8 protein-coding genes are annotated in these 12058 nt (G+C 51.4%); 3 read left to right on the top strand and 5 right to left on the bottom strand.

Going from position 1 to position 12058, the window contains the following annotated elements; translation table 11 throughout:
• The first annotated feature begins 57 nt into the window (after positions 1-57).
• Positions 58-1449 (top strand): sulfotransferase, encoded by a 1392-nt coding sequence (locus WKJ03_RS14250; protein WP_337842891.1) that lies wholly within the window; start codon positions 58-60, stop codon positions 1447-1449.
• 48 nt (positions 1450-1497) lie between these two features.
• Here WKJ03_RS14250 and WKJ03_RS14245 read toward each other — a convergent pair whose 3' ends face one another.
• From WKJ03_RS14245 to WKJ03_RS14230, 4 genes are all read right to left on the bottom strand, one after another.
• Positions 1498-3003: a tryptophan halogenase family protein gene (locus tag WKJ03_RS14245; protein WP_337842890.1), complete on the bottom strand. Its 1506-nt coding sequence runs from the start codon at positions 3001-3003 to the stop codon at positions 1498-1500.
• 12 nt (positions 3004-3015) lie between these two features.
• A complete protein-coding gene (locus tag WKJ03_RS14240) occupies positions 3016-4569 on the bottom strand; it encodes a tryptophan halogenase family protein (RefSeq protein ID WP_337842889.1) in 1554 nt (517 codons plus the stop codon).
• A 4-nt stretch (positions 4570-4573) separates the two neighbouring features.
• Entirely contained in the window at positions 4574-5281 is a 708-nt protein-coding gene (locus WKJ03_RS14235) for a SapC family protein (RefSeq protein ID WP_337842888.1), read from the bottom strand.
• A 93-nt stretch (positions 5282-5374) separates the two neighbouring features.
• Positions 5375-7966, bottom strand: a complete 2592-nt coding sequence (locus WKJ03_RS14230) for a TonB-dependent receptor (RefSeq protein WP_337842887.1) — start codon at positions 7964-7966, stop codon at positions 5375-5377.
• Positions 7967-8442: 476 nt separating this feature from the next.
• Here WKJ03_RS14230 and WKJ03_RS14225 point away from each other — a divergent pair, with 476 nt between their 5' ends.
• Positions 8443-9468, top strand: a complete 1026-nt coding sequence (locus WKJ03_RS14225) for a LacI family DNA-binding transcriptional regulator (protein WP_337842886.1) — start codon at positions 8443-8445, stop codon at positions 9466-9468.
• Between the two features lie 247 nt (positions 9469-9715).
• Here WKJ03_RS14225 and WKJ03_RS14220 read toward each other — a convergent pair whose 3' ends face one another.
• On the bottom strand, positions 9716-10966 hold the full coding sequence (locus WKJ03_RS14220) for a DUF819 family protein (RefSeq protein WP_337842885.1): 1251 nt from the start codon (positions 10964-10966) through the stop codon (positions 9716-9718).
• A 317-nt stretch (positions 10967-11283) separates the two neighbouring features.
• On the opposite strand from WKJ03_RS14220, the gene WKJ03_RS14215 reads away from it, so the two are divergent.
• A complete protein-coding gene (locus WKJ03_RS14215) occupies positions 11284-12030 on the top strand; it encodes a 3-hydroxybutyrate dehydrogenase (RefSeq protein ID WP_337842884.1) in 747 nt (248 codons plus the stop codon).
• Positions 12031-12058 lie beyond the last annotated feature (28 nt).

Genomic DNA, 12058 nt, shown 5'->3' with positions numbered 1-12058 from the left:
TGACAAAGTCATCCATGTCACTATAAGAGCTCAGGTATTTTTATCCACTCACCAGTTATGGATCACGATTCGACACTGCAACAGCAACTCAGTCTGTTATTGCAGACACAGCAACAGGATTTGCCCTGGCTACAACGGATCTGCCGTCAGTTGGCACAGCAGGGCCGTTGGTCTTTGCTACTGGCACTGGTGCAAAGCAAAAACTGGGCAGAGCCGCAACGAAGCTTTGCGGCTACAGTGCAGGTCAGTGCATTGCGCCGGTTAGGCCAACATGACGCCGCTATACAATTGCTACAGCAGATGATTCAGCAAGGACAAAGCCAGGACTGGCATTTGCTCGGGCTACTGCAAAAGGAAGCGGGTGCCAGTGACGCCGCCCGCAACAGCCTGCGACAGACCATTGCGCAAAACCCGGCATCGGGCGCCAGTTGGTGGTTATTGTCGGATTTAAATCCAAACTGGACTGCAGCTGAACTCGCCACATTGCGACAACAGGCGGCATCGGCGACAACTGCAGAGCAACAAGCATTTTTTTACTATAGTCTGCACAGAGCCCTGCACATGCAGCAGGATTATGCTGGCGCCTTTTCGGCGCTCAGCCAGGGGGCTGCGGCCAAAAAACGTGCACTGAATTACCGATTGCAACCTGAACTCGCCGAGTTCAGCCGTATTCCACAGCAGTTTTCGGCCGATCTTCTCCAGCGACAACCGCCACAGCCAGAACTTGGCCGCGAATGTATTTTTATTTGTGGTTTGCCCCGCTCAGGCACCACGCTGACAGAACAGATCTTATCTGCACACTCTCAGGTTACAGCTGGCGACGAATTGTATGAGCTGGCCAGAGCCAGTGAAATGGTGCTGAATCAACGCCAGCTGCAGCTGCCATTTCCGGATTGGGCCAACAGGCTGCAAGATCCCGATTGGCAACAACTGGGGCAACACTACCTGAACCTGACCAAACCATTGCAACTCAAGGGCCTGTTCACTGACAAAATGCCACTTAATTTCAAAGCGCTGGGATTAATTCACAAGGCATTACCGGGCGCGAAACTGATCTGGTGCAGGCGCGATCCGCTTGACACCATCTGGGGCTGTTACCGCCAGCTGTTTGATCAAGGTATTGGTTTTAGTTACGACCTGGATGAGTTGTATCAGTATCAGCAAGCCAGCGATGCGTTGATGCGCTACTGGCAACAGCAGCTTGGCGATAAGTTATTGACGCTGGACTATGAGCAGCTGGTGCAAGACCCGCATGCACAAATCCACCGGCTCCTGGCATTTTGTGGTCTGGAAGCGGAAGCCGGCTGTTTTGAGTTTCACCTGAACGCCAGAGCTGTACATACCCTGAGCAACCAGCAGGTCCGCCAGCCGCTGCATCAAGAGGGCATCAAGAGCTGGCAGCCTTATGCCCCTTATCTTCAGCAGTTACTGGCAAAGTTTAACCCCTAACTCCCCGGCTTACAGCTGCTGGCAAAATTTAATCCGTAACTCCCCGGCTTACAGCTGCTGGCAATACTGTCGCAGGTAGTCGCCATGAGGCATGGTCATTTGCAGTGCTTTTTCTGACATGCGCCTTAATTCCTCAAAGGGCTGATTCAATTCGTCGCAACCGGCAAAGTTCAACTCAGGGTAATGCTGCATACCGTACAAGATATAGCGGTAATTTTCATCAACAAAGGTGGTTGCATAGCCGCCCGCTAAATCATGGTATTCGCAGATTTTCTGCTTCCACAACGCCAGCATCTCTGGCAAGCCTTCGCAGTAGTCAGCTGAGGCTGCAGCTTTTCGCCAGAACCCGGTGTCGGTTCGGTTCGTCAGGCAATAATGCAGCACAATAAAACGCTTTAAATCCTGGTAAAAACCATTCATCGCTTTGTTATAGGCATCCCGCACTACCTGGCCAGGTTTATCCTGCATCAGGTGTGTGCCCAACAAACGCGCCCCCAGGTTAATCAAATGCAAGCCGGTCGATTCCAACGGCTCAATAAAACCACCTGCCAGTCCCACGGCAATGCAGTTACCTTTCCAGAACTCACGACGACACCCCACCTTCATCTTCAGGTGGGTGCATTTAATAAACCCCGAATCCCAGCCCAGAAATTCCCGCAATTCCTGTTCGGCCTGTTCTGGTGTCAGCGCGTTGCCATCATAGACATAACCTGTGCCTTGCCGACTGGTCAGGTCAATTTGCCAGGCCCAGCCATGGCTCAAGGCTGTCGCCACAGTGTAAGGGTGAGGCTGTTGGTCTTTTGGCAATTCGCGCTGAATAGCCACAGCCCTGTTGCAGGGCAGCGCATCTTCAAACGACTGCCAGTTATCCTGCCCCAAGGCCTCCATCAACAACCCACGAAAACCGGTAGAGTCGATAAACCAGTCGCTGTGATAGCTGGCTTGGGCCGAGTGCACCGCCAGAATGTTGCCATCCTGCACTGTCACGTCGGTAACCGTATCCTGAATATGTTCTACGCCAGCTTCCACCGCTTTACGGCGTAAAAACCGTGCCAGCAGGCTGGCATCCAGATGATAACCATAAGGCACGACGCCCTGATAGGGTCTGGACTGCGGCGATTTGGGGCCATGGCCGGCGGCCATCAATGCAGCACTGAGCGACACCCCCTGATCATAACGTTCCTGCGCCTCACGCTTTTGCACAAACCAGCAGCTGGAGATATCCAACTGCCGGCCCAATTGCTGCTGTTCAAAAGGGTGAAAATATTCATGCATCACGCCATTCACCGGCGCCATCCAGTTGCGAAATAAAATGCCGGTTTTAAAACTGGCATTGGTCTCGCGCAGCAGTTCCTGCTCATCCAGACCCATAGCGGCAAAGAAAAAACGGATACTGTGCACAGTCGCTTCACCGACGCCGATAATGCCAATATCCGGGCTCTCCACCAGACGGATCTGCAAGCGTTGTTCGCTCTGATTAAATAGCCGGTTCAGATAAATAGCCGTCATCCAGCCTGACGAGCCCCCGCCCACTATGGTTAAGGTTTTTTGCATCATCAGCCCCCGTTAGACACGCTGCAAACCATATTTTTTAATGTTATTCAACAATGCTCTGTGGCCAGGTAAGGTCGCCAGCGCCTGCTGTTGCCGCTGCTGCATCCAGTGCAGCGCTGCAGCGGCCTGCTCATGCTGTTGATGACGCTCCGTCAATGCAGCCATTTCTGGCTTAAACTCCATGCCATACAGAACGTACTGGTAGTTATCCAGGTTGAAAATTTCAAAACGACTGGAAAAATCGTAATGACTGGGCAGTTGATGCTGCCAGTAGGCCAGATTGTCGGCCAAGCTGGCCGGTATCGACTCGGCCATCCGATTGTCGAGCCAAAAAGCCGAATCTGTGCGCTGCGACAGCAGATAATGCAACTTAATAAAGTCGATCACCTTGTCCCAGGATTGCCGTACTTTCTGGTTAAAACGCCTGGCCGCGCCAGCAACCGCGCTTTGCGTCAGAGGAAACTGCTCAGCCAGCATGCGTGCTGTGGCATCAAACACCAGTAAGCCTGTGGCTTCCAGTGGTTCGACAAAGCCTTGCGATAAGCCAATCGCCACACAGTTTTTATGCCAGACTTCAGCACGGTATCCAACCTGCATCGGAATACGCCGCAACGGCAGCTCCTCCGTTCCCTTGCCGAGATAACGGCGAAACGCCTGCTCCGCCTCGTCATGACTGCAATGCTGGCTGGAGTAGACATAACCGGTGCCGCGCCGCGTCGTCAGGCCAATATCCCAAATCCAGCCCGCCGGCTGCGCGGTTGCAATGGTATAAGGTGGAATTTCCTGCTCTGGCGTCTGGTAGGGTACCTGTACAGCTAAAGCTGAATCCGCAAAAAGAATCTCTGACTTAGGGATAAAGGGTACCTGTAACGCCTGTCCCAGCAACAACGAGGCAAAACCGGTACAGTCCACGTATAAATCGGCGTCAAGCACACCCAGCAGATCCGTTTGCACACCGGCAATAGCACCATCGCTGCGCAGCGGCACCGCTGTTACTGTGGCACGCTGATGCTGCACACCCAGCTTTTGAGTGGCGTGTTCTGTCAGCAGAGCAGCAAATTTAGCCGCATCCAGGTGATACGCATAATTGGCCAAGCCATCGTACTCCGCATGCGTCATCGTTTTCGGTGCTTTGAAGGCGTCACAAAGATGCCCCTGTACCGATACCCAATCGGTAAAACGGCTTTGGTCACTGCGCTGCAACCAGTAAGGTGTTAAGTCCAGCCCTGGTTGCTCAGGGTAATCAAAAATGTGGTGGTAATAATCAGCCACAGGCCCGGGGTTATGGGTCCAGTCGACAAATTTAATGCTCTGTTTAAAGGTTGCATCACAGCGGCGAATAAATTCAGTTTCGCTGATCCCCAGATACTGCAAACTACGGCGGATTGCAGGCACAGTGCCTTCGCCTACTCCAATGGTCGGAATATCGGGAGATTCGAGCAATGTGATCTGAACCCCACCAGCAGATCGTGGCTGCAAGTGTTTCGCCAGATGGCAGGCGGTCAACCAACCCGCCGTGCCTCCGCCAACGATCAGCACCTTCCGTATCACTTCAGTCTGATGCATAGGCTTAACCGGCGCTGGCATGCAATAGCGACAAACGCTGCAACTGCTGTAACGACATCAGATGTGCATAAATTGCCGGTAAGGCATGGCTGTCTTTGAGCGCGTTAAACTCACTGTCACTTAGCTGGTTCAGACGCTGCTCATCAATACAATACAGCCCCTGAATCTCCTGAGGTTGCCCGGCCATCATGACTTTCAGCGTTTGCGGCTGTAATAAGTTAAGCTCTGCCAACTGCTGGCAAAAGGCTTTGGTGAGCTGCATGCCATGAAACACCTGAGTAAGCGCCTCGCTTTTCTGCTTTAAGTAGTCGGAATCTGAACCATCACTATTAAACAGGGCATTTCCCTGCACTGCATTCAGTGCCGGACTGGATTCAATCAGCGCAATCAGCAGCTGCTCTGAATTATTGGCATCTTCCATCAGAGCCAAAGGGTGATTTCGCACAGTCCGCGGCAGATACATGCCCTGCCACTGCCCGTCTTTGAGCAGCAGGTTTTTTCCCGCCTCAAGGGAAGTCAGTGCCACCAACTCAAACTGGCCGGTTGCGCTATGTTTAACAAACAACACCGGCAGGTCACCAGCGACACGAATTATTTCGCCCACAAGTACCGGCAGCAAATGCTGAGCCGCAATCGACTGCAGTACTTTGCTGCTATCTACTTTTAAGTGGGCATGTTTTTCCCTGTAAAGGGGCGAAACCTGAAAAGACATAAGGGCTCCCTGAACTTCTATCTGAGACAGCCTGTTGTAAGCGACAGGAAACAAAAAGGGAAGTCTCCTTCCCTTTTTAAGTTTCGGTTTGGGTTAGAAGCGGAAGCTTGCACCCAAAGTTAAACGACGCGCCATTTCATATTCATACAGCGGGAAGCCATCGGCAAAGCCACTGTAGAAGGTAGCGCCCTGGTTGTTACCAAACTGCTTCGAACTTTCTTCCAGCAGGTTGATAGCATCCAGTTTGATATCAATATTGTCTGTCACATGCCATACCGCACTTAGGTCTAAGCTGCCGTAGTCGTCATGCAGACGGTTACCGTAAGAACCCGCTTCACGGATCATGTACTCACTACGCCAGTTGTACGACAGACGGATCTGGCCCAGCTCGTTCTCGAAATACCCTGTCAGGTTGTAAGAATGACGTGAACTGTCACTCAACACGCTGTTCAGGTCAGTGAAAGTGTTCGCATCCGTTTCGCTGTCAGTGTAGGTGTAGTTGATGATGCTACCAAAACCGTTACCAAAGTACTGCTGGTACTGGAATTCCATACCCTGAATTGTTGCGTCTTTGCCATTCACTTTCTGCTCAACAATCCAGCCGTTCGCGGCTTCTTCTGGTCGGGTTAACGGGAACGGAATTTCGTCTGCGGCCGCTGTTGAGCTGGTCACGTTGACAAAGTTTTTCACGTCTTTGGTAAACAGGCCGACAGACACCAGGGAGTTAGCATTGAAATACCACTCCACACCCACATCGAACTGGTCAGCGATAAATGGTTTCAGGCCGACGTTACCAACAATCCAACGCTGGTTGTTTGGTAAATCGTCGTTAGTTCCCATTACGTTCGGGTTTACATACATATCAACATACTGTGGACGTGCCAGGGTGCGGGCTGCACTGCTACGCAGAATGACGTCATCAGCCAGATCCATCACAATGTTAAAGCTTGGCAGAAACTCTGCGTAATCAGCATCCGTTTCACGCTGCTGACCGTCCAGAAAGTAAGTTGAAGTAGCGTCGGTAGTGACATAACGCACACCGAAATTACCGCGAATCGATTCAACACCGTAATTAGCCATGACATAAGCAGCAGCGTTTTTCTCGTCGATTTCGCTGTACGCACCCAAGTCTTCGTTTTCACCAATAATGGACGACTTAGCCCATGCTTTCAGCGCTTCAGGGTCAAACTTCATAATGCTGTAGTCACCGGCGCCTACATCAATAGTACCGGCACCAATATTGGCAGTAGAAATAACCGGGTTAAAGCCTTCGGCCTGAATGTATTCAAAACGACGGCTTTTTGTGTTGTGGTCAGAGAACTTCACGCCCGTTTTAATGGCGTTGATAGCGCCCAGGCTGACATCAAATTTGATATCTGACTGAAGATAAGTTTCACCGTCTTCTTTCGGAGTACGGTTAAAGTTTGGACCTGTGCCCATTGCCAATGAGCCTGGATTATAAGTACTCAGGTTAAAGCCATTGGTATTCCAGGTTTGACCGCCACCAGTAAAATCATAAGTACCGCCAGGAATTGGTGTACCACCGGTGCCATCGTCCACCACCATCTCAAAGTCAGTACCACCTGTGGATGATGTGTCACCAATTTGGGTTGTCCATTCGTAGTTATCACGCTTGAACTCAAATTTCAGATCGAACACTTCAGATTTCATGGTGGCTTCACGCGGACGGGCCTGCCAGTAAGCAACGTTTAACGGGCCTTTTACCGGAGTACCTTCGTCTTTGCTCGGGTCACCTAACCATTCTTCAGTGGTACCACCACCCCAAGTGGTATCTGCCTGTGTCAACCACAACGCATAGTTGGTGTTGTTGGCTTCCATTTCCATATCCATCGCGTTAAATACGATGTTCAGTTCGTCTGACGGTTGATACTGCAACGTCATAGTAGCGGCGGTACGTTTACGGTCTTGTTCAAAAGCGACTGGACCTGCACCCCATTGCCAGAACGCTTCATTGCCCTGACGCTGCAGACTGCGGTTTTGCACAACACCAGCAACCAAAATACCGAAGTTTTCCGCGTCGTTTTTCCAGCTACCCATGCCAGAGAATAAAGGATCGGTTTCACCTGAATCAGTCTGATACTGACCTTCGATTGAACCGTATAAAGTCATCGCATCCAGGTCTAACGGGCGACGGGTGTTGACCACCACAGTACCACCCACACCACCTTCAGCTAAGTCAGCCTGAGACGATTTATACACTTCTAAATCGCCAACCAGTTCAGAAGGCAGCAATTCATAGTTAAAGCTACGACGGGCAGGCTCTAAAACGAACCAACCGGTAGACGCCACATTCTGACCATTCAGAGTAGTCAGCGTCAGATCCTGGCCTGCACCACGAATAGAAACGGCTGCACCTTCGCCAAACTGACGTTGAATAGTGACACCAGGCACACGCTGCAAGGATTCTGCGACGTTTTTGTCTGGAAACTTACCAATATCTTCTGCAGTGATCACGTCGATAATGGTGTCGCTGAAACGTTTGGCGTTCAGGTTGGCTTCCTGCGATGCACGGATACCTTTGACCTGAATCACTTCGACCTGTTGTTCTTTTGCAGCTGGCTCTGCGGCCTGATCGGCCCAGACAGCGCTGGACAGCGTGCCTGCACCAATCAGCAGACCCATTTTGACCGCTAAAGTGCACTTATTCATTTTATTGTGCAGCATAAGCTTCTCTCCCATTCCTGATGTTGTGCGATGTTTATTTTTCTACGTCCTGAAACAACTGTTGTTTTGACCTTTGCCATGACAACGCTGTCATTGAAAATTAACATACACAAAAAAATTAGCCTTTGCAAACTCCTTTCGTTGAAAATTTAGACGAATTATTGAAATCAAAAATGAGTTGTTTAAAAGTGGCTGGTCGGTAAATTTTGTGCATTGGTCGTGTAAACAGCCAAACCAAAAATGACTAAATCAATGATTTATAAAGACAAAAATAAATCCAGTTTAAACCATTGGTAATCCGAAGCATTTTTTGAACAAAAAGCTGTAAATTTAGATTTGCTGTTTGGCGTAAAAACAGTTATCCCTAGACTTAATCTTTGTTACAAATTGACCAGCGCTGTCATCTTAGGCGTCAGGGTCTGCTGAATTGCCTGAAAACACGTTGTTTTTCTGTACGCGAATTTGCCGGGATAACCATGAAAGTAACAATCCACGATGTGGCAGCGAGGGCCGCCGTCTCGATAAAAACTGTGTCGAGAGTGATGAACAATGAGCCTTCGGTGAAACAGGCCACTATAGATAAAGTGCATGCCGCCATGCGCGAGCTGAACTATCAGCCCAATGCGGCCGCCCGCAACCTGGCCAGTACCCGCTCGTACAGCATTGGTTATATTTACGATAACCCTAACGCTTATTATGTAATTGATATGCAACGGGGCTTGCTGGATGCCTGCCGTAAACATGGCTACGAACTCTTGATCCACCCAACCAATGCCAAGTCACCCGGCATAGTGCAGGAAGTGGTGGATTTAGTGCAGCATGCGCGACTGGCTGGCCTGGTGTTAACCCCACCTTTTTCTGAGATGCCGGAAATTGCTGAAGCATTAACCCGCATTGGCGTAGATTTTGTGCGGATTATTTCGGGCTCCACCCCATCGCCCAAACTGACCAACTGCGTGCTGGTCGACGACTTTACCGCCGCCTATAAAATCACCAACCATTTGCTGGAATTAGGCCATACCGAGATTGCGTTTTTATGTGGCGATGAAGAACACAGCTCCAGTGGCGAGCGCCTGGCTGGCTTTAAAGCCGCACTGAACCGGCGCGGCCTGACGGCCAATCCGAAGTTTATTGTGCCCGGCAGTTATTCGTTTGAATCCGGTGTAAAAGGGGCCAACCAGTTATTGGCGATGGCGCATAAACCCAGCGCCATTTTCGCCTGTAACGACGAAATAGCCGCTGGCGCCTTGTTTGGTGCCCGCTTGCAGCATATTGAGATCCCGCAACAGCTGTCGATCGTCGGTTTTGAAAACAGCCCCTTTTCGCGCCAGACCTGGCCACCACTGACCACGGCGCACCAGCCTAACCCAACCATAGCGCAGCGCGCCGCCGAACTGTTGTTTAAACACACCAGACCCGGCAGCCAGGTAACGGCCGATGACCAGCCGGTGTTTATTCCGGAATTATTAGTGCGTGAATCCAGCGGTTCAGCCCCTGCATAAGTACAGGGCAAAGCCGTCAAGCGGGTCAGAGCCGACAGCATACACCCAGTATGTAACAGGCCCACTCAGAACAGCAGGCGGCGATGACAATGCCGCCAGCCTGGCGAGATAAACGGCCCGTTCGCCTAAAGCATCGGCAGGCTGGCAAAGCCGTCAAGCTGGTCAGGGCCAGGAGCATACATACAGTATGTGACTGGCCTGAACAGCGATGACAATGCCGCCAGCCTGGCGAGGATGACGGCGAAAATTAGGGAGCAACCTGCTGCAACAGCAACCCTGCAATATAGCCCCCATAAGTCCCCAGCGCATACCCAAGCACCGCCAGCAACACACCGACAGGTGCCAGTGACGGATGGAAAGCAGCTGCCACCACAGGCGCCGAGGCTGCACCACCGACATTGGCCTGGCTGCCCACCGCCATATAAAACATCGGCGCTTTGATCAGGCGGGCAACAAAAATCAACAAGCCTGCATGCACCGACATCCAGATAATGCCAACCAGGAACATCAGCGGGTGGTCCATAATGGCGGTCACATCCATATGCATACCAATGGTCGCCACCAGAATATAAATAAATACAGACCCCAGCTTGGATGCACCAACTGCTTCTAAATTACGGGCTTTGGTAAAAGACAAGGCCAGACCCAAAGTGGTGGCAATCAGCACTATCCAGAAGAATTTACTGGTCAGGCTGTACATGGCCAGTTGCGGCGCATGCAATTCAATCCAGGGGGCCAGAAAATCAGCCAATAAATGCGAGACACCCGTCACCCCAAAAGACACAGCCACCAGCACCATCAGGTTATTCAGCGTCGGGTTGCGCGAGTTCTCCGCCTGGTACTTTTCCACTTTGGCACGCAGCGCTTCAATGCCGCGGACATCGGCACCATTGGCTTGGTCAAAACGGCTGGTATTGGCCGCTATCCACAGCAGCACCGCCATCCAGATATTGGCCACTATCACGTCCACCGTAATCATCACCGAGAAAATAGGCCCGCCAACACCAAAGACCTCTTTCATGGCTGCCTGATTGGCTCCGCCACCAATCCAGCTACCGGCTATAGTGGTCATGCCGCGCCAGATGGCATTTTCGCCTTCACCACCCAAAGATTCAGGCGCAAAGCTGCCCACCAGCGCCAAAGCGACAGGGCCTCCAATAATGATACCGGCGGTGCCGGTCAGAAACATAATCAATGCTTTCGGGCCCAGGCCCAAAATGGCTTTAAAATCGATACTCAGTGTCAGTAACACCAGACTGGCCGGCAACAGGTACTGCGACGCCATTTTGTACAGGCCGGACGCATGGCCATCAATCACGCCAAAACTGTTAAACAGCGACGGAATAAAATAACAGAGCAATAATGCCGGTACATATTTGTAAAATGCCTGGCAGGCTTTGTTGGTGCTGTGGCTGGTGTGAAACACCAGGCCCAGAATGAGAGCTAATAAACCCAGCACCACCGCGTCATTGGTGATCAGGGCGGAAGAATGTTCCATAAAAACCTCGGTTGTCTGCGCTGCAACGATTTCTTTGAATCGCTTCATTTACCTGGTTGATGGCAAAACCTCAGTGAAGTTTGCAAAACATCAGGTTTTTACCGGTAAAACTGCAGCTTTATTAAAAATTATTTTTTACGTTTCGCCGCTAATTTATCACAGCCAACAAGGCTGGCAAAGCAAGGCTGTCCTGTCAGACCAGCTTCAGGCCGAATTCAGTTCAAACCTCACGCGGCCCATGCATAGCACTAAAGCACTGTTGTCCGGCTGTCGGAACGCTTCTAGCATCGCAGTACAGCTATTTTGAGGGCAACAGCATGAAGGTATTGATCACAGGTGGGACAGGCGGCATTGGTTTTGCGGTGGCCCAGCAATTGGGCAGCGAAGGCCACCAGGTTATTCTGGCCGACTTAAACCCGGCCCTGCTGCACAGCAAACAGCAGCAACTGCAGCAACAAGGCATTGACGCTCAGGTACAGCAGCTGGATTTAACCAGTCAAGACTCCATAGACGCCTGCGCTGCGCTGCAGGTGGATGTGCTGGTTAACAATGCCGGCATTCAGCATGTGGCGCGGCTGGATGATTTTCCGCCAGAAAAATGGGCGCAATTACTCCAGGTGATGCTGACAGGCCCCGCCATGCTCAGCAAAGCCCTGCTGCCAGGGATGCGCCAGCGCGGTTTTGGTCGCATTATCAATGTCGGTTCCATTCATGCTTTAGTCGCCTCGCCTTTTAAATCCGCCTATGTGGCGGCCAAACACGGTTTGCTGGGCTTTAGTAAAGTGGTGGCTTTGGAAAACGCCGATTTTGACTTCACCATCAACACCATTTGCCCGGCTTATGTGCGCACCCCTTTGGTGGAAGCACAAATCGCCGACCAGTGCCGCGAGCACGGTCTGACCGAACAGCAGGTGATAGAACAGATCATGCTGGCTCCTATGCCACAAAAAGCCTTTATTGGTGTGGATGAAATTGCCGGTACCGCCAGCTTTTTATGCCAGAGTGCGGCGCGCCATATCACAGCCCAGACGCTGGTACTGGATGGTGGCTGGACAGCACGTTAAGGCCACAGGCAGAATAAGCCAAACGCCC

It is taken from the genome of Rheinheimera sp., from assembly GCF_037442525.1.
Taxonomy (GTDB): domain Bacteria; phylum Pseudomonadota; class Gammaproteobacteria; order Enterobacterales; family Alteromonadaceae; genus Pararheinheimera.
Note: the sequence above shows the minus strand (reverse complement) of the source record. Positions and strands in the feature narration are given on the sequence as shown.